The organism is Streptomyces sp. NPDC093600, from assembly GCF_044764755.1.
Lineage (GTDB): Bacteria > Actinomycetota > Actinomycetes > Streptomycetales > Streptomycetaceae > Streptomyces.
In genome coordinates, this window is sequence record NZ_JBIWIU010000001.1 from 982,348 (window position 1) to 1,001,427 (window position 19,080).

Here is a 19,080-nt window from a genome sequence, read left to right on the forward strand (position 1 = left end):
CGGCCGGACCTTCTCCGGAGATGCCTCCTTCGGACCGGAAAATCTCCGGCCCATCTCGCCATTCGGACGACATGAAACGCGCGATTCGGTCCGCGGGCATATCTGTCCGGACATTCGTGACGCGTCCACCCAAGACAAGGTGCCGATACGGCCGTATGAGTCGCATCACCGCTCCACTATGGACTCGTCCGCGGTGCCGTCCGTCCGGTAAGAAGGATCCTTACACCCCTCATCCGGGGCTCAGGGCGCGTTGTGCGGCGCGCCCGCGCGGCTGCCAGACACGGTGGCCGCGGGACCCACCCACCCCCTCCTCAACCAGGAGTGGCCACCCTCAAATGATGAAGACTTAAGGGGTCAACCCAATGGCAGCGGAGATCGTCAACCCTCGCAGCGGGAGCGGTGCGGAAGGGGCTCATGAGGAGCCCTTCGATCCGGCTTTCGCTCTGCACCGTGGCGGCAAGATGGCCGTCGCGGCCACCGTGCCGCTCCGGGACAAGGACGACCTGTCCCTCGCGTACACACCCGGCGTCGCCAAGGTGTGCACCGCGATCGCCGAGCAGCCGGAGCTGGTCCACGACTACACCTGGAAGTCTCAGGTCGTCGCGGTCGTGACCGACGGAACGGCCGTGCTCGGACTCGGCGACATCGGCCCGGAGGCGTCGCTTCCGGTCATGGAGGGGAAAGCCATCCTCTTCAAGCAGTTCGGAGGCGTGGACGCGGTGCCGATCGCGCTCGCCACCACCGACACCGACGAGATCGTGGAGACCGTCGTCCGGCTCGCCCCCTCCTTCGGAGGAGTGAACCTGGAGGACATCTCGGCGCCGCGGTGCTTCGAGATCGAGCGCAAGCTCCAGGAGCGCCTCGACATCCCCGTCTTCCACGACGACCAGCACGGCACGGCCGTCGTCACGCTCGCCGCGCTCCGCAACGCGGCGAAGCTGACCGGCCGCACCCTCGGTGACCTGCGCGGAGTCATCTCCGGCGCCGGGGCGGCCGGGGTCGCCATCGCCAAGTTCCTGCTGGAGGCGGGGCTCGGCGACGTGGCCGTCGCGGACCGCAAGGGCATCGTCAGCCGTGACCGTGAGGACCTCACCGCGGTCAAGCGCGAGCTCGCGGAGATCACCAACAAGGCGGGCCTCACAGGCTCCCTGGAGAGCGCCCTGGCCGGCGCGGACGTCTTCATCGGCGTCTCCGGCGGTACGGTCCCGGAGGCCGCGGTCGCCTCGATGGCGCCGAACGCCTTCGTGTTCGCCATGGCCAACCCGAACCCCGAGGTCCACCCCGACGTCGCGCACAAGTACGCGTCCGTCGTGGCGACCGGCCGTTCGGACTACCCGAACCAGATCAACAACGTCCTCGCCTTCCCGGGCATCTTCGCGGGCGCCCTCCAGGTCCGGGCCTCCCGGATCACCGAGGGCATGAAGATCGCCGCGGCGAACGCCCTGGCGGACGTGGTGGGCGACCAGCTCGCCGCCGACTACGTGATCCCGTCGCCGTTCGACGAGCGCGTCGCCCCGGCGGTCACCGCCGCCGTGGCCGCCGCCGCCCGCGCCGAGGGCGTGGCGCGCCGCTGACGCGTCCCGAGTACCGACGCCCACCGAGAAGGGGCCCCGCCGGACAGGCGGGGCCCCTTCTCGTGTGTGACGGGATGGGGCGGGGCGCCGCCGGGGCGCGCGGGCTGGGAGGGGGGCGCCGTCGGGGCGCTCCGGTCCGGCGCTCCCGGTCCGGTGCGGGGCCGCTATGAGAGAAGTGCGTCACAGGGTCCTGTGGTTCCGCCATCGGCCCCTCGGACCTACGCTCAAGGTCATGTTCGCTGCCTACGCCGCCCGAATCGACCGCGATCAGCCCCTGACCGGACTTGAGCTCGGCGAACGTCCCGAGCCCGAGGCCCGTGCCGGCTGGACCACCGTGACCGTCAAAGCCGCTTCGCTCAACCACCACGACCTCTGGTCGCTGCGTGGGGTGGGGCTGCCCGAGGAGAAGCTGCCGATGATCCTCGGCTGCGACGCGGCGGGCATCGACGAGCACGGCAACGAAGTGGTCCTGCACTCCGTCATCGGCCAGACCGGCCACGGGGTCGGCCCCGACGAGCCCCGCTCCATCCTGACCGAGCGCTACCAGGGCACCTTCGCCGAGCGGGTCACCGTTCCCTCGTGGAACGTGCTGCCCAAGCCCAAGGAGCTCTCGTTCGAGGAGGCCGCCTGCCTCCCGACCGCCTGGCTCACCGCGTACCGCATGCTCTTCACCAACGCCGGGGTGCGGCCCGGCGACTCGGTCCTGGTGCAGGGCGCCGGCGGCGGTGTCGCCACCGCGGCGATCGCGCTCGGCAAGGCCGCCGGGCTGCGCGTCTTCGCCACCAGCCGTGACGAGGCCAAGCGGAAGCGGGCCGTCGAGCTCGGCGCCGTGGAGGCGTACGAGCCGGGCGCGCGGCTCCCCGCGCGCGTGGACGCGGTCATCGAGACCGTCGGCGCGGCCACCTGGTCGCACTCGGTCAAGTCGCTGAGGCCGGGCGGCACCCTCGTCATCTCGGGCGCCACCAGCGGCGACCGGCCCTCGAACGCCGAGCTGACCCGGATCTTCTTCCTGGAGCTCAAGGTCGTCGGCTCGACCATGGGCTCCAAGGACGAGCTGGAGGACCTGCTGTCGTTCTGCGCGGCCACGGGCGTGCGGCCGGTGATCGACGACGTGCTGCCGCTGGACCGGGCCCGCGAGGGCTTCGAGAAGATGGCCTCGGGCGAACTCTTCGGAAAGATCGTGCTGACGACGTCTTGATGGACCGTCAGATGTACTGATGGGATCTCCGGCACCGCGAACACACCGTCGTGCCGGAGGTTTCCCGTGTTACGTACGCCCCTCGCCGCAGCCGCCGTCGTCGCGGCCGCCCTCGCCGCCCTGCTCGCCCCGACCGCCGCCCAGGCCGAGGGCGCTCGTCCGACACCCGTCGGCCGGATACCCGTCCTCACCGACGCGCACGGCCGGACGCTCACCCTGCGGGGCTGGAACGTCGAGGACAAAGTCGGCCGGGGCGAGAACGCCCTGGCGGCGGTCACCGAGCGGCACTTCCGCGACATGCGGGCCAAGGGCTTCAACTTCGCCCGGCTCCTCGTCTTCTGGGACGACCTGGAGCCCCGCCCGGGCCGGTACAGCCAGGCGTACCTGGGGAAGATCGAACGCGTCCTCGGCTGGGCGCAGAAGCACGACATCCAGGTGCTGATCGACGCCCACCAGGACGTCTTCGGCCCGGCGTTCGGACACCGCGGCGTACCGGAGTGGGCCACCCGGACGGACGGGCTGCCCTTCACCCCGCACCCGGACGACTGGTTCGCCGAGTACTTCGAGCCCGCCGTGCAGCGCGCCTTCACCCATCTCTACCAGGACGAGGACCTGCGGCGCGCCCAGGCGGAGATGTGGCGGGTCCTCGCCGATCGCTTCGCGGACCATCCGGCCGTCCTCGGCTACGACCTGATCAACGAGCCGATGGGGGAGCTGCGGGAGGGCGAGGACCTGCCCACCGCCGCCCGGCGGATCGAGCGGGAGCACCTGACCCCGATGTACAACCGGCTCGCGGACGCCGTCCGCACGGTGGACCGCGACACCTGGGTCTTCGTCGAGCCCACCCCGATCGTCGGCGAGGGCGTCCCCACCGGCCTCGGCAGGATCGACGACCCGAAGGTCGTCTACGCCCCGCACTTCTACAACACGGCCATGGAGGCGGGCGCCGACTACGACCCGGCCGCCGGCTGGATCGAGGCGTACGAGCGCGCCGTCACCCGGTATCCCGAGGAGTACGGGGTCCCGGTGGTGGTGGGGGAGTGGGGGCCGCTCAACAACGCCCTGCCGAACATGAACCGCTTCTACCGGGACGCGATGGCCTCCCTCGGCCGGTACGGCTCCGGATGGGCCGGCTATGTGTGGTGCTACGGCGGCGGGTACTGCGCGGTGGACGGCGCGGGAACCTTCCGTACGAACAAGGAGCTGACGGCCGAGCCGTACGCGGAGGCGGTCGCGGGCACGGTCCGCTCCTCCGCGTACGACTCCGGGAGCGGGGTCTACCGGCTGGAGTACGACTCCGCGCGGCGGGGCCCCCGGCGGACGGAGCTCTCCCTCCCGCCGGGCCGCTGGAAGGTCGCGGCCGCCGGCAGGGCGGTCGTACTGCGCGAGGAGCCGGGCAGGGCATGGATCCTCGCCGCGCCGGGAGCCCGGGTGACGGTCACCGCCACCCGGGGCTGACGGCCGCCGACCCGGGCCGGTCCCTCCGCCGGCCGCCCGTCGCCCCCGGGCCGGTGCCGGGCGGGGCAGGCCCGGGCTGGTGTCCGGCCGTTGTGGGGCCGGGGCGGCGGCCCCGGCCCCGTGCAGGGGGTGAGCCCCTGATCGGGCGCCGTGGCCGGGGTGGCAGCTCCGGCCCGGTGTCGCCCCCGGCGGTCAGCGGTCGTGCTTGCGGCTCTGCGGGTGCAGCAGGGCCGTGATGTGGGACGCCGCCGTCGACAGATGGCGGCGGGTCTCCGCCAGTTGCACCGCGTCCACCCCGTGGTCGCGTGCCGCGTCGCGGATGTCGTCGCGGAAGCGGTCCAGGAGCCGGTCCAGATCGCGGGCCGGGTCGCCGGTGGGTTCGTAGTCCTTCGCCCACTCCGACGCGGCCTCCTCCGCGGTCTCCGGCTGCTGGGCCGCCGCCTTGGGGTGCGTCGTCCCCGTCACCAGGCCGCCGAGCTGGGCGGTGAGGTCCGAGATGCCCTCCCAGACGCCCGAAGGCCAGTCGCCCCGACCCAACCGGTCCTGGACCTGCTCCTGGATCTGCCGGGCGATCCGCTGGAACTCCTTGGCCTCGCGGCGCGCCGACTGGGCCTCGGCGCGGGCCTGGCGCGTCTGCTCCTTCCACTCCTGCTGGGCGCGGCGCAGCTCCTCCTTGGCGTCGGCGAAGGGGGAGTCCTTGCGCCGGGTCTCGCTCGCCGCCGCGCGCATCTCGCTGCGCAGCTTGCCGGCCGCTCCGCGCACGTCGTCGCGGATCTCGGCGGCCAGTTCGGAGACCGACTCGCGGATCTCCCGCTCCAGATCGGCCAGTTCACCGACACGCCCGGCCAGCTCCGCGCGGCCGGCGTCGGTGATCGAGTAGACCTTGCGGCCGCCTTCGGTGGCGTGCGTGACCAGGCCCTCCGCCTCCAGCTTGGCCAGGCGTGGATAGACCGTGCCCGCCGAGGGGGCGTACAGACCCTCGAAGCGCTCCTCCAGGAGGCGTATCACCTCATAGCCGTGCCGGGGGGCCTCGTCGAGGAGCTTGAGCAGATAGAGGCGCAGTCGGCCGTGGGCGAAGACGGGCGGCATGTCACAGCACCTTTCCGGGGGTGGTGGGCGCGTCGGGAGCGGACGACGCGGGGCGCTCGTCCTCGGCCGGGTCCGGGCGGCGCAGCAGCGCGATCGAACCGGAGAGCGTGGTCGCCTTGAGCGTGCCCCGACCCGTCCCGAGCGTGCCGGTGATGCTCTTGGCGCCCCACTGCCCGCCGACCCGCAGGTCGTCGAACGCGTTGGAGACGGCGCCGCTGGTGGTGTTCGCCTCGACCCGGGCGTCCGCCGGGTGCGGCAGGCGGATGGCGACCTCGCCGGAGACGCTGGACAGCCGGATGTCCGCCGGCGGCCCCTCCCGGTGGCCGGGGTCGAGGTCGATGACCATGTCCCCGCTGACGGTCTCCGCCTTGACGGAGGCGCCTGCGCCCTCGATCACCGTCACGTCGCCGGTCACCGAGTTGATCCGCAGCGCGCCGGTGACGGACTGGGCCTCCAGACTGCCGGAGACGGTCTCGGCGCGGACCGGGCCGGAGATGCCGACGAGCGTGGTGTCGCCCGTGACGCCCCGGATGTCCGTACGGCCCCGGATGCCGGAGACCACGGCGCCGGCGCCGACCACGCCCACCTCGACGTCCACGCCGGCCGGGACGGCGACGGAGACGACCGCCCTACGGTGGTGGCCCTTGCGGTCGAACCACTTGAGGAACCCCTTCCAGTGCAGGTCCTCATAGGTCACGGTCAGTGTCGAGCCGTCCTGGGTCACGATCAACGGCGGGCCCTCGATCTCCGAGACCTCCAGCCGCGCGGTGGCCTCGTCCGTCCCGACGACATTGACCGCACCGTTCACGATGCGCACCTGGAGCCGGGACACGGGGTCGGTCAGCGTGAGTTTCCTGGGCTCGGCGACGGACCACTCTGTCATGGTGCTGTCCTCCCGTTTCGATGGCGCGGCGACGCACGGTGACGCAACATATCGCGTCTCTCGATGAACACGATATATCGCGGATCAGGGAAGTCAACCCCTTTCAAGAGGTGGCATTTGCCTACGTACACGGACAAATTGACCTAGCGTATGGGCCATGAACGCGAGAACCGGACCGCGCCCCGTAGGGGCGCTGCTGCTCTGCCGTGCCGATCCCGCGGCGGTCCGTCCACCGGCCCAGCTGCTGCGGGAACAGCTGCTCCTCGCCCCGGCCGGGACCGACTGGAGCGTACTCGTCCCCGAGGGGAAGCCCTGGCTGCACGGCGGAGAACCCGTCGACCGCGTCGTCACCGGCTGGGCCACCGCGCTGGCGGTCTCCGCCGCGACCTGGCCGGTCCTCGCGCTCTGGTGGGACGCGGACGGGGCCGGATTCACCCTCGCCGCAGGCTTCCGCCGCACCGTCGGCTACACCTGGCTCACCGACGGCACCCCGGTCGGCGAGGACGAGGCCATGCGCACCTTCGCGGCCCGGCTCGCGCTCGATCCCGTCCTGGACCTCCAGGCGCTGGGGGCGCTCACCGAACCGGACGCCGAGGCAGACGCCGACACCCGGCTCCTCGGCCTCGTGGCCGTCCTCGCGCGCGTGGGCCTGCGGCTGCCCACCGGCCTCACCCCCGGCGAGAGCGCCGACCGGCTCCGCTCGGTCGCCACTGCCCAGGGCGCCGAACAGCTCGAATGGTCCGGCTGGCGCGATGCCGTACGGGCGGAACTGGACGCGATGGAGGGCGGCCGTCTCGGCCCCTACCTGCGCGGCCCCAGGGCCCGGCTGATCGGCGCGGCGCAACTGGGCGCCGGTCTGCCGCTGCTCGCCTGGGGCCTCACCCGCCGCAGCGGCGGCTGGACGGCGGCGGGGGCGCTCCTCGTCGCGCACGGGGCGCTCGGTCTCGCCTACGACCGGCTGCGCGGGGCATAGCGCCCGCCGACCCGCCCGGCCGAGGGGTCCTACGCGTCGTCCTCGTCCTCGTCGTCAAGACGGGCCAGCCAGGTCGCGAGGCGCTCCACCGGCACCTCGAAGTCGGGGTTGAGATCGACGAACGTACGCAACTGCTCGGCGAGCCACTCGAAGGAGACTTCCTCCTCGCCGCGCCGCTTCTCCAGTTCCTCGATGCCACGGTCAGTGAAGTACATGCGATCAGGATAGGCCGTGTGTCCGACGGCCCCTCGCGCTTGTCAGCGCCACGGTCTAGCCTTCTTCATCATCGTTCCGGGGAGCGGGGGGCCGCTGTGACGCATGGGATCGCTCGGGTACGGCTGGACGACGGGACGCCCGTCTGGGCCCGGATCAGCGGGGCCGAGGAGCTCGACGGGGGCGACGGTTTCCAGGACACCGGGATCGGCGACCGGGTCGTCTCGATGGCCGGCGGGCTCACGGACGTGGTGCGCGGGGTGGTCGGCTCCCTGCGGGCCGGGCTCGACCCGCAGGCGCCCGTGGAGGTCGCGGTCAGCTTCGGCATCGAACTCTCCGCCCAGGCGGGCAAGGTGATCGGCGTCCTCGCGGACGGCGGCGGCACGGCCTCGGTGTCCGTCTCCCTGACCTGGACCGAACCGGGCCCGACCCCCGAACCGGGCCCGACCCCCGAACCGGGCGCGACCGCCGAACCGGGCCCGACCCGCGAACCCGGCCCCGGCCCCGCCTCCCGCCCGGCGGCCGATGGCACCGTATGAGCGCCCTCGACGCTCTCGTGCGCTCCGCCCTGGTGCGCATCTCCGACCCCGCCGATGGGTATGACGGGCGCAGCGAGCGGTACTGGGGCTCCGGCTTCTTCATCGCCCCGGGCTGGGTTCTGACCTGCGCCCATGTCGTGGCCAAGGGGGGAAGCGAGGTGTGGAGACACGAGCGGGCCGTCGGCGTGGCCTGGCAGGGCGGGGCGGCCGCCGGGCAGGTGGTCCTCGCCGAGCCGCACCCCGAGCGCTCCGAACAGCGGCTCGACCGCTGGGACTTCCCCGACATCGCCCTCGTCCGCGTCCCCGGCGCCCAGGACGTCTCCTGCGTACGGCTCAGCGAGCGCCCGCCCGTCATCACCCAGCCCATCCCGGTGAGCCTGCACGGCTGGTCCCGGCAGACCGGCAGGGCCGGGGTCCGCCATGCCGTCGGCGAGGCCCACGCCGTCGACGGACAGGCGCTCCTGCTCCGCTGGACGCTGCCCGTGGAAGGGTGCTCCGGCGGTCCCGTCGTCGATCTCGGCAGGGGCGCCGTCATCGGCCTCAACAAAGGCCGGGGCAGGGACGAGGGCGCCGCCGTCCCCATCACCGCACTGCGCCGGCTCTACGACACACCCGGCGGCGAGATCCTCCACGAGGTCATGCGGGACCACGACCGCCACCACCTCGGCCGGTACCGCTCGCTCTCCGGCGAACCCGACTGGACCCGCGAGCAGATCCGGCTGCGGCCCCCCACCACCCAGGGCGTCGGCCCCGGGCGCCGGATCCATCTCTACGGGCGCCTCGCCGAACTGCCCCCGCCCGCGGGGCCCGGCGAGGTGATGAACCTCGTCGACGACGTCAAGCGCCGCGTCCTGCACGACGACTTCCGCTCCGTCCTCGAAGCCGACCCGCGCACCTGGCGGGAGGGCGTCGGACTGCTCCACGAACTGCGCGACCCGCTGCGCGAGGCGATCCAGGACCTCGGTCTCAACGCCGTCTTCCTGTACGCCGCCCGGGTCGCCCGGCACGTCGTCGACCTGCACGGCGACAGCCCGGCCGTCGAGAGCCTCGTCCGCTGGATCACGGACGAGGCCGTGGAGGCCCACCCCGCCATCCAGCAGGAGATCGCCCAACTCCTCGCTTCCGGCCGCCCGGACGCCACCGCGCCCGTCCCCGCCGCCACCGCCGCCACCGGGACCGCCACCGCGACCGTACGGGAGCCCGGGGCGCGCGCCGACGTCCTCGTGGAGATCGACACCCCTCACTACGGCACCCGCTTCCCCTGGCGGGTGAAGCTGCTCTTCGACGGGCGCACCGTCAGCCCGCTGCACGGCGACGACCGGGGGGTGGAGCGCGAGCGGCTGCCCGAGACCCTGCGCGGACCGCTCACCGACGCGCTGCGCCGCGGCGACAGCGGCGAGCATCTGGCCGCCGTCGAGGCGGTGCTGCCGCGCGAGCTGTTCGACCTGCCCATCGACAGCTGGCGCCCCTCCTCCGACGACGAACTCGTCGACGAGTTCTCGCTGACGCTCGGACAGCGCCGGATCGTGGTCATCCGCGACGCAGGCCGCCGCGCGAGGCCCCCCTCGCACGAGTGGCTCAAGCGGTGGCGGGCCGCCGAGCACGAGCCTCTCCGCGCCGTTCCGCTGCGCGCCGAGGTCCTCGGGAAAAATGCCGGCCGGAGCCCCCACACCGCGCACATCCGGCGCGAGACCCCCAGGGAGGCGTACGCCCGGCTCTCCGACGCCGAGGGCGGCGCGGTGCCCGTCTACTGCGGACGGGTCGGCAGCGGCGACGGCCTCAAGGCCATGGCCGCCGCGCTGGCCGCCGGCCACCCCCTCGCCCTGTGGCGGACCGGACCCCACGACCACACCGACTGCGCCGAGTTCCACGAGCGGGCCGGGCGGCTGCTCCTGGAGGCCGGGAAGGCCGAGGGCCTGCACCGCCCCGTCCGTACCCTGCGGATCAGAGCGGGCGACGAGGAGGCCGATCCCCGGGACCGGTCCGCCTACGCCTGGGCCGAGAACCTCGCCGTCCTCTTCGACCCGCCCGACCGGCCCCCGCACGACCCGCCGCTCCACGGTCCGCCGATGCTCGGCGAGGACCCCGCGTGAGGGCGCGACAGGCGCGCCGTGCGCGCCAGGCGCCCGCGCCGGCCATGGCTCCGCACGGACCGGTCCCGGGAGAATTGGTCCGGTTTGAGCATCGGCAGCTCCGCCCCCCGGGCGGTACGTTCGACCTGCCCGGGCACCCCACCACAGCCAGGAGGAGTCCAGCGTGAACGATTGGCGGATCTACCGTGGTGCCGGCCATCCGCACGACGAGATAAGGCGGTTGCCGCCTCCGCCCCCGTGGCGCGACTTCACCACCGGCCCCGACGACACCGACCCGGGCTCCGAACGGCGGCTCGGGGTCCGCCGCCGGCTCGTCCAGAACCACCATCCCCGGCCCGCCGAGACCGACGCCGTCAACGCCGCGCTCTATCTGCGCAGACCGCTCCTCGTCACGGGCAACCCCGGCACCGGCAAGTCCACGCTCGCCCACGCCGTCGCCCACGAACTGGGGCTCGGCCGCGTGCTCCGCTGGCCCATCGTCAGCCGCTCGACGCTGCAGGACGGCCTCTACCGCTACGACGCCATCGGACGCCTCCAGGACGTCCAGCTGGAGCGCGCCCAGGCCGGGTCGCCCGTACCCGCCGCGACCCCGGCCGGTATCGGCTCGTACATCCGGCTCGGACCGCTCGGCACCGCGCTGCTCCCCTCCGAACAGCCCCGCGTCCTGCTCATCGACGAGCTCGACAAGAGCGACCTCGACCTGCCCAACGACCTGCTGAACGCGCTGGAGGAGGGCGAGTTCGCCATCCCCGAGCTGGAACGGCTCGCCGACCGCGAGCCCGTGGTCGAGGTCCTCACCGACGACGGCCGCAAGGTGCCGGTGCACGGCGGCCGGATCCGCTGCAGCACCTTCCCCTTCATCGTGCTCACCTCCAACGGGGAACGGGACTTCCCGGCCGCCCTGTTGCGCCGCTGCATCCGCCTCGAACTGGAACCGCCGGGCGAGGAGCAGCTGGGCGCCATGATCGAGGCCCATCTCGGGGCGGAGGCCGCCGCCGGCGAACAGGGCCTGATCAGCCGCTTCCTGAACCGTGAACCCGGCGAGGTCATCGCCACCGACCAGCTCCTCAACGCGATCTACCTGACCCAGCACGCCCCCCGCACCGAGCGGGTGACCCGGGAACGCATCGCGGACATGCTCATGCAGCCGCTCGATCAGCCGAGGTGATGGCCGGATGCACCGGATGCATCTGGAAGAGCTCACCCGCAGACTGCGGGCCGGAGGCCAGGACCCGACCGCCGAGGAGATGGCGGACGCCGTCTGGCTGGCCCAGTGGCTGCCGCACGCGCCCGCGGACCCGGGCGCGGAGCGGACCACCGGCCCGCCCGCCCCCGGCCCTCCCGGCGAGGGGCGAAAACGAGCCATCGGCGCGGGGACGGAGCAGGTCCGCGAGACCGGCCCCGACCCGGACCTCGGCGACGACCGCACCTCCGAGACCGTCGCCCTCCACATGGAGTCGGGCGGAGCCCGACGGGGCGGCGCCGGCGCGCGCGGCAGCGCGGCCCTGCCCGTACGCGCGCCCGGCGCCAACGCCCTGCCCGGGCTCCTCGGCCTGCAGAAGGCGCTCCGCCCCCTGCGCCACTACACCCTGTTCCCGCCCAGGCCGGGCGAGGACCTCCTCGACGAGGAGGCGACGGCCGAGCGCACCGCCGCCGCGGGCATCCTCACCCCGGTCCTGCGCCCCGCCGCCGCCCGCCGCCCCGACATCCAGCTCCTCATGGACACCGGTCCCGCCATGGTCGTCTGGGCCCGGATGGTGGAGGAACTGCGCCAGGCCTGCCAGCAGTCCGGCGCCTTCCGCGACGTCCAGGTCCACCGCCTGTACGACACCGGCGAGGGCGCGCCGCTCGTCACCACCACGTCCGGCTCCGACGGTCGCCCCCGGCTGCGCCCGGCCGACCAGTTGCACGACCCCACCGGCCGCCGCCTCACCCTGATCGTCAGCGACTGCGTCGGACCCCTCTGGCAGCGCGGCGCGGTCCAGCGGCTCATCCACCAGTGGCCCCGGCAGTCCCCGCTCGCCGTCGTGCAGCCGCTGCCCCCGCGCCTGTGGCCGCGCACCGCGCTCTCCGTCGAGCCCGGCACGCTGCTGCGCCCCTCCGCCCCCGGCGGACACACCGTCTTCCAGCCCGACGAGGAGCCCTGGGAGCCGGTCCCGGCCGACAGCCGGGCCGTGCCCGTCCTCACCCCCACCCCGGAGGCGTTCGCCTCCTGGGCCCGGCTGTTCAGCGGCCACGGCGCCGGTCCGGTCCGCGGCTGGGCCGCCCGGATCGACCCCCAGGCGGTACGGCGGGAGCGCGCGGCGACGACCGCGGCACCGCCCCGCCCCCCGCGCGGCGACGACGAACTGCTGAGCACCTTCCGCGCCGGAGCCTCGCCCGGCGCCCTGCGGCTCGCCGTCCACCTCGCGGCCGCGCCGCTGACCCTCCCCGTCATGCAACTGGTGCAGCGCGCGATGCTCCCCGACACCGGCCCCATGGAGCTGGCCGAGGTCCTCCTGAGCGGGCTGCTGAGACAACTGCCCGGCCCCTCCCCGTACCCCTGCTTCAGCTACTCGCCGGGCGTGCAGCAGTACCTCCTGGGCTCACTGGACCGCAGCGCGGCCGCCCTCGTGCTCAAACACTGCTCCGCGTACGTGGAGCGCAACTTCGGCCAGGGCATGCGCAACTTCCCGGCGCTCGCGGCGGCCCGGCTCGCCGGCCACGGCCCCGAGAACGAAGGGCCCGCGACGGCGGACGAGGCCGACGAGCCGACCGGCCCACTGGGACCCGAGCCCGAACTCTTCGCCCGCATCCCCGCGCGCGTGCTCCGCTTCTACCACCCCGACCTCGTCACCCCCGAACCGCTCACCGAGGCCGAACGGCTGCTCGCGCAGGGCCGCGACCAGTCCGACCCCTCCCTCCTCGCCGACGCCCGCGAACGGGCCGAGGCGGCGCTCCCTGACGACGCCGTCCGCGCCCGGATCGTGCTCGGCCGGGTCCTGCACGCCGAGGCCGACACCGGCGCCGTACGCGGCACACGGCGGCGGCACGAGCTGCTCACCCGCGCCGTGGCCGAGCTGGCACGAGCCGCCGAACTGGCGGGAACCGGCAGCCAGGAGTGGGCTGACGCCCGGCTCGAGCTCGCCGTCGTCCACCATGCCCTGTGGCGCCACACCGACGACCGCGCCCATCTGGAAGCCGCCCTCGACGCGCTCGCCGGAGACCCCGGCGACTGGCCCGAGACCGGCCACGCCACGCTCCACCTCCGCCGGGGCCGTCTGCTGCTCGCCCGCGGCGACGGCCCGGCGGCGGTCGCCGAACTCACCGCCGCCCTGCGCCCGACCGAGAGCGGCCCCGTCCTGCTCGACCTGGCCGACGCCCTGCACCTGGCCGGAGCCGATCCGGCCGAGATCGCCTCCGTACTCGACCGGGCGGGCGACACCCTCGGCGACAGCGCCGCCCTGCGGCTGCGCTGGACCACGGCCAGGGCCAGGCTGTACGACGCCGTGGGCGACGCGCCGGCCGCCGACGCGGCCTACGAGGAGGCCACGCTGCTCGCCCCGGACGACAGCGAGCGGCGCGGACGGATCCTGATGACCTGGGGCGAGTCGCTCATGCGCCGCGCCGCGGCCGACACCGGCACCCAACCGGTCGACCGGGCCGAGAGCGTGCTGCGCGAGGCCCTCACCCGCCTGCCCGCCGACGCTCCGGGCCGCGACCGGGCCCGGATACTGATCGGCAGCGTGCTCGCCCTGCGCTTCCACCGAGCCGGCTTCCTGCCCGACCTGTTCGAGAGCCGCCACCTCCTCGAACAGGCCGCCCGGACCACCCGGGACGCCGGCACGCGCTCCCAGGTGTGGCTGCAACTGGGCCGGGTGAGACTGGAGTTGAGCGAGACCGCCCGGGACGGCGTGCTCGCCGACGCGCTCACGGCGTACGAACGCTCCTGGGAGGACGCCAGGGCCGCCCACGGCGACACCCCGGGCACGGTCACCGGCGCCCGCGCGCTGCACGGCCAAGGCGCCGTCCTGCGGCTGATGGGGCGCAACGGCCGAGCCCGTACGGTGCTGGCCGCCGCGGCCGAGCAGTGGTCGCGCCTGGTGGCCGCGAGGGTGGAGGTGGACGGGGACGACGTCGAACGGACCAGGGAGGCGCTGGCCGAGACGGGCACCGCGCGGGAGCGGGCCACGGGGCAGCTCTCCGAGGGCGACCGCCGCCGGATCGCACCGCCCTGGTGGGCCTGGAGCGAGACGGCCTGAGAGGCGAACGCGAAGACGGCTGGATACGGGGGCGTGAATGGGCGCAGTTGAGTCGAACGGGTTTCTGACTTCCTGGCCTCGGGAAGAACCGGTCCGCCGCTACGACCGTGGGGGACAGGCGTCGGTGAGGAGGAGCCGAGGGTGTTGGAGCACACGGAGTGGGCGACCGGTGTCGACCGGGACGCCGGTCAGGCTCCGCCCCTGCCCGATCTCACCGCTGTCGACCTGCGGACCTTGCGCGTCATGGACCATCCCGACCTGGTGGCCGCGGTCGACGGGGTGCTCGGCCGCTCGCTGGAGCTGGGCGAGTCCTGGGTCAGCGAGGGCAATCCCTGACGCCCACCGCGCCCACCGGCTCTTTCCGGTCAGATGCCGCCCACGGCCGGCGGCCGGTCCCGGGAGCGGACGATGACGGCCGCCCCGCTCTCCCCGGCCGCCCCGCTCCCGCCGACCGACTTCGCCGAGCTGGCCAGGACCGGCCCGGCGCCCTCGGCGATGGCCAGGCTCGACGCCGGACTCCGCTCACGCCGGCTGCTGCTCCTCAAGGCCCTGCTGATACGCGTCCAGCGCCGGCGCGAGAGCGTGGACGGTGCGGTGGCCCGGCGTTTCGAGGCCGCCTGGACCCTCCTCGAACAGGCTGAGCGGACCCACCCGCGCGTGGTCCGCGCGGTCCTCGACTATCCGACCACCGGAGCGTGGCTGGCCGCCGCGCTCGCCGCCCCCGAGGGGCCGGACCTCGATCGCAGGCTCGACCGGCTGGAGTCCATCGCCGTCACCGCCGCCCTGCTGGCCGGCTGCCCGCTCGACCTCACCGTCTCGGCGCCCGGCGGCGTCTTCTCCCTGACCGGCGTCGGAAGGGTCCGGGTGGAGGACGAGCGGATACGGCTGCGGACCCGCGCCCGGACCGTACGGCTGGGCCCTGAAGGCTCCCGTACCGGTCACGCCGTCCTCCTCCTCGCGGACCCCCGTGCCGGCACACTGACCGGGCTCGGCTCCGGCTGGACCCCGCTGCGCACCCTGCCCGGCGCCACCGCCGTCCTCGACGACCTGGACCCCTACCGGGTGCCACCGGACGGGGTCGGCGCCCCACCCCGTACCGCGACCGAGCACGCCCGTACGGACGCGTGCGCCTGGTCCGGGCGCTGGCGCGCCGCCCGCCAGCTGCTGCGGCAGGTCGACCCGGCCCGCGCGGCGGAGGTGGCACGGGTGGTGCGGACGGTCGTCCCGCTGACCGCCAGCGGTCCCCGTCAGGCGCCCATGAGCGCCACCCTCCGCGCCGCGCCCGGAGCCGTGCTCGCCTCCCTGCCGTCGAGCGCGCGGACCATGGCCGAGACCCTCGTCCACGAGATCCACCACAGCAAACTGGCCGCGCTGCACGAAGTCGTACCCCTGCACCGGCCCGGGCGGCCGGCCCGCCACCAGGTCGGCTGGCGCTCCGACCCACGGCCCATCGCCGGAGTGCTCCAGGGCGCCTACGCCCATCTCGCCCTCACCGACCTGTGGCGGCGGGCCGCCGCGGCCGACGGGCTGCCGACCGCGTGGCGGACGGGTGCCGGGCAGCAGTTCGAGCGCTTCCACGATCAGGTGGGCGGGGCGCTCGCGATCCTGCTTGAATCCGATGAACTGACCATCGCCGGGCGGGAGTTCGTCCGTGAAATGAACCGGCACCATGCGAGCCTCGACACCGGCCGGAAGGCCCGTGGGTAACACTGTGTCGACGAACGATGACAGCACGTCGCGCGTGAGCGGAAGAGGGAGACGTTGATGGCGGAACAAGGGCGGTCGGGCGGCGCCGGGGCGCCGGAGCATGTCCTGGTGGTCTTCCCGGGCTATCACCGCCCCTGGGCCACCTGGATCGCACAGCGCCTCGAAGGCCACGGCCTCAGGGTCACCCTGCAACGCTGGGACCCCCCGCGGGAGGTCCCCCTGGAGGACTCCCTCGGCGATCTGCTGCTCGCCCGCGGCCAGGTCCTCCTGGTCCTCAACGACTGGTTCTTCGAACTCGGCCCCCGCCCGGCCGGCGAATGGAACGACGTCCTGCGCGGCTTCGTCGCCGCCCACGCCGACCGGTTCGCCGCCGTCAACCTCACCAACCGGCCGCTGCTCCCCGCCACCGCCGTCCTCGAACCCGTCAGCCTGTGGGGCGTGGGGGAGGACGAGGCCGAGGCCCGCCTGCTCTCCCGGCTCGCCGTCGAACCACGCCGCACCGCGAACCGCCGCGTCCCGCCCGGAACGCTCGCCCGCTACCCCGACACGCCCCCCGAGATCTGGGGCGAGGTCCCACGCCGCAACCCCCGCTTCACCGGTCGCGACGACCTGCTCACCGAGCTCCAGCAGCGCCTCATGGACGCCGAACGCGGCAACGCGGCCTGCACCCTGCTCGGCATGTCCGGCATCGGCAAGACCCAGATCGCCGCCGAGTACGCCCACCGCTTCAGCCCCGACTACGACGTCGTCTGGTGGGTCAACTCCGACGACCGCAACGTCCAGCGCGACCGCTTCGGCGAACTCGCCGCCGAACTGGGGCTCGCCGCGGGCAACGAACCCGGCGAACGCATCCGCGCCGTACGCGAGGCGCTGCGCAGGGGCGACCCGCACTCCCGCTGGCTGGTCGTCTTCGACGGCTGGGACGACACCGACGGCGCCGGCGTCCTGCTGCCCCACGGCCCCGGACACGTCCTGATCACCTCACGCAACCGCGGCTGGGGCGAGCACACCGACATCGTCGAGGTACCCAGCTTCGACCGGGCCGAGTCCACCGCCTACCTCATGCGCCGCGCCCCGCACATCACCGGGCCGGAGGCCGACGAGGTCGCCGCCGAGTTCGGCGACGTCCCCCTGCCGCTCGTCCAGGCCGCCGCCTGGCTCGGCGAGTCCGGCATGGAGGTCCCCGAGTACCTGCGCATGGTCAGGGAGGGACGGCTCTCCACCGTCGACGAACCCGCCCAGGGCGACGGCTTCCCCAACGCCTCCCTCACCTCCTGGTCGATACTGATCAACCGGCTCCGACGCGCCCAGCCGCAGGCCGTCGAGATCCTCAGCCTGTGCGCCTCCTTCGCCCCCGGCCGCATCCCCCTCGGGATCGTCCGCGCCTACCCCCAGGCCGAGCTGCCCGAGGACCTGCGCTGGATGGCGAACGACCTGCCCGCCTGGACCCGGGCCCTGGACACGCTCGTCAACTACTCCGTCCTCACCCGCGAGACCCGCGGCCCCGTCACCAGCACGGAGATGGGACCGCACCAGGAGTCCGTGCACATGCACCGGCTCGTCCACGACATCGTCTCCCGGCTCACCGACGGACCCCACCGCGCCGCCCACCGCAAGGCCGTCCGCACCCTGCTGGCCGAGGCGGACCCCGGCAACCCGATGGACAGCCGGCACTGGCCCCGGTACGCCGAGCTGCTGCCGCACCTGGAGCCGTCCGGCGCCCTCACCAGCCGCAACCCGCGCATCCAGAACGCCGTCCTCAACTGCCTGCGCTACTGCTACCGCAGCGGCGAGTTCACGGCGGGCGTCCGGCTCGCCGAGAAGATCCGCACCAGCTGGACCGGATTCATGGACCCCCTGTCCCAGCCCCTCCTCGACCTGACCACCCAGGAGGGCAACGTCCTGCGCTCCAGCGGCCGCTTCCGCGAGGCGTACCAGCTCGACCACGCCCTCCAGGAGCGGCTGCGCCGCGCCTCACCGCCCAACGAGCTCGGCATCATGCTCTGCAACGGAGCCATCGCCAGCGACCTGCGCCACCTCGGCCAGTACGCGGAGGCCGAGGCGCTGCAGCGGGACGTCCTGAACGAAGCCCAGCGGCTCCTCGGCGACACCGAGTTCGTCACCCTCGTCGCCCGCTACAACCTCGGCGTCGGACTGCGCCTGCTCGGCCGCTACCAGGAGGCGTACGAACTCGACGTCGAGACCCTCGCCCGGCGCGAGGCCATCCTGCGCCCCCGGCACGCCAACACCCTGAACTCCAGCATCGCCTGCGCCCAGGACCTCCGGCTCCTCGGCCACTACCGGGACGCCCTCGCCCGGCAGGAGTCCACCCTCCGGATGCACGTCCAGGTCCTCGGCCCGCTGCACCCGCAGACCCTCAAGGCCCGCGCCCAGCTGGCCCTGTGCCGCCGCAGGGAAGGCGGTTCCCAGCAGGACATCGGCGCGCTGATGTCCAGCGTCCTCGACCAGCTGGAACAGGTCCACGGCCGCGGCCACTACGTCACGCTCTCCTTCGTCAACGACTACGGCAACTATCTGCGCGAACACGGCGACCTGGCCAAGGCCCGGGACCTCATCGCCGAGGCCGAGGCCGGCTACCGCTCCCTCCTCGGACCGGCCCACCCCTTCGCCACCGGCATGCTCGCCAACACCGGCCTCGTCATGCAGGCCGCCGGGGAGCGCGCCGACGCCATGGCCATGCTGGAGGCGTCCCTCGCCGGCCTCTCCGCCTCCCTGGGCCCCGACCACCCCTGGGTCCTGGGCTGCGCGCTCAACGCGGCGGCCGCCAGGAACTTCAACGGCCGGGTCGCGGACGCCACCGAGCTCAGCCGCGACACCCTGCGGCGGGCCCGCCACGTCCTGGGCAACGACCATCCGCTGACGCTCTCCTGCCAGATCGCCCTCGCCGCCGACCTGCGCGGCCTGCGCGAGGTGGAGGAGGCCGGGAAGGTCGAGGAGGACGCGCTGCTCACCCTCACCCGCACCCTGGGCGCCCAGCACCCCCACACCCTCTCCGCACGCCAGCGGAACCGGCCCTACTGGGACTTCGAGGCGTACGTCTGACCTCACCGGGAACGCGACGCCGGAGGCCCGGCACCCCTCGCGGGGTGCC

Annotated in this window: 14 protein-coding genes; 11 read left to right on the forward strand and 3 right to left on the reverse strand. The window is 73.9% G+C overall.

What is annotated here, in order from left to right:
* Nucleotides 1-362 precede the first annotated feature (362 nt).
* The 3 genes from ACIRB4_RS04820 (at nucleotide 363) to ACIRB4_RS04830 (ending at nucleotide 4,230) form a co-directional block, all read left to right on the forward strand.
* Entirely contained in the window at nucleotides 363-1,574 is a 1,212-nt protein-coding gene (locus ACIRB4_RS04820) for an NADP-dependent malic enzyme (protein ID WP_403288427.1), read from the forward strand.
* Nucleotides 1,575-1,806: 232 nt separating this feature from the next.
* Nucleotides 1,807-2,772 carry a zinc-binding dehydrogenase gene (locus tag ACIRB4_RS04825; protein WP_403288428.1) on the forward strand — a complete coding sequence of 322 codons (966 nt, stop codon included), beginning with the start codon at nucleotides 1,807-1,809 and terminating at the stop codon, nucleotides 2,770-2,772.
* A 66-nt stretch (nucleotides 2,773-2,838) separates the two neighbouring features.
* Nucleotides 2,839-4,230, forward strand: coding sequence for a cellulase family glycosylhydrolase (locus ACIRB4_RS04830; protein WP_403288429.1), 1,392 nt, complete (start codon nucleotides 2,839-2,841; stop codon nucleotides 4,228-4,230).
* 192 nt (nucleotides 4,231-4,422) lie between these two features.
* Here ACIRB4_RS04830 and ACIRB4_RS04835 read toward each other — a convergent pair whose 3' ends face one another.
* Both ACIRB4_RS04835 and ACIRB4_RS04840 read right to left on the reverse strand, forming a co-directional pair.
* A complete protein-coding gene (locus ACIRB4_RS04835; protein WP_403288430.1) occupies nucleotides 4,423-5,319 on the reverse strand; it encodes a helix-turn-helix transcriptional regulator in 897 nt (298 codons plus the stop codon).
* 1 nt (nucleotide 5,320) lies between these two features.
* The gene (locus tag ACIRB4_RS04840) at nucleotides 5,321-6,202 is read right to left on the reverse strand and encodes a DUF4097 family beta strand repeat-containing protein (protein WP_403288431.1); all 882 of its coding nucleotides are present in this window, start codon (nucleotides 6,200-6,202) and stop codon (nucleotides 5,321-5,323) included.
* Nucleotides 6,203-6,359: 157 nt separating this feature from the next.
* Between ACIRB4_RS04840 and ACIRB4_RS04845 the strand changes: the two genes are divergently transcribed.
* Nucleotides 6,360-7,175 carry a hypothetical protein gene (locus tag ACIRB4_RS04845; protein ID WP_403288432.1) on the forward strand — a complete coding sequence of 272 codons (816 nt, stop codon included), beginning with the start codon at nucleotides 6,360-6,362 and terminating at the stop codon, nucleotides 7,173-7,175.
* A gap of 29 nt (nucleotides 7,176-7,204) precedes the next feature.
* On the opposite strand, the gene ACIRB4_RS04850 is transcribed toward ACIRB4_RS04845, so the two are convergent.
* Complete coding sequence (locus ACIRB4_RS04850; protein ID WP_403288434.1) at nucleotides 7,205-7,390, reverse strand: DUF6104 family protein; 186 nt, start codon at nucleotides 7,388-7,390, stop codon at nucleotides 7,205-7,207.
* A gap of 96 nt (nucleotides 7,391-7,486) precedes the next feature.
* Here ACIRB4_RS04850 and ACIRB4_RS04855 point away from each other — a divergent pair, with 96 nt between their 5' ends.
* The 7 genes from ACIRB4_RS04855 (at nucleotide 7,487) to fxsT (ending at nucleotide 19,031) form a co-directional block, all read left to right on the forward strand.
* On the forward strand, nucleotides 7,487-7,927 hold the full coding sequence (locus ACIRB4_RS04855) for a CU044_2847 family protein (protein WP_403288435.1): 441 nt from the start codon (nucleotides 7,487-7,489) through the stop codon (nucleotides 7,925-7,927).
* Nucleotides 7,924-10,020, forward strand: coding sequence for a trypsin-like peptidase domain-containing protein (locus ACIRB4_RS04860; RefSeq protein ID WP_403288436.1), 2,097 nt, complete (start codon nucleotides 7,924-7,926; stop codon nucleotides 10,018-10,020). The genes ACIRB4_RS04855 and ACIRB4_RS04860 overlap by 4 nt, the downstream gene beginning before the upstream one ends.
* Nucleotides 10,021-10,183: 163 nt before the next feature.
* Complete coding sequence (locus ACIRB4_RS04865; protein ID WP_403288437.1) at nucleotides 10,184-11,188, forward strand: AAA family ATPase; 1,005 nt, start codon at nucleotides 10,184-10,186, stop codon at nucleotides 11,186-11,188.
* Between the two features lie 7 nt (nucleotides 11,189-11,195).
* Nucleotides 11,196-14,261: an SAV_2336 N-terminal domain-related protein gene (locus ACIRB4_RS04870; protein ID WP_403288438.1), complete on the forward strand. Its 3,066-nt coding sequence runs from the start codon at nucleotides 11,196-11,198 to the stop codon at nucleotides 14,259-14,261.
* Nucleotides 14,262-14,402: 141 nt separating this feature from the next.
* The gene (locus tag ACIRB4_RS04875) at nucleotides 14,403-14,597 is read left to right on the forward strand and encodes a hypothetical protein (protein WP_403288439.1); all 195 of its coding nucleotides are present in this window, start codon (nucleotides 14,403-14,405) and stop codon (nucleotides 14,595-14,597) included.
* A gap of 72 nt (nucleotides 14,598-14,669) precedes the next feature.
* Nucleotides 14,670-15,968, forward strand: coding sequence for an aKG-HExxH-type peptide beta-hydroxylase (locus ACIRB4_RS04880; RefSeq protein ID WP_403288440.1), 1,299 nt, complete (start codon nucleotides 14,670-14,672; stop codon nucleotides 15,966-15,968).
* A 57-nt stretch (nucleotides 15,969-16,025) separates the two neighbouring features.
* The gene (gene fxsT / locus ACIRB4_RS04885) at nucleotides 16,026-19,031 is read left to right on the forward strand and encodes an FxSxx-COOH system tetratricopeptide repeat protein (protein ID WP_403288441.1); all 3,006 of its coding nucleotides are present in this window, start codon (nucleotides 16,026-16,028) and stop codon (nucleotides 19,029-19,031) included.
* Nucleotides 19,032-19,080 lie beyond the last annotated feature (49 nt).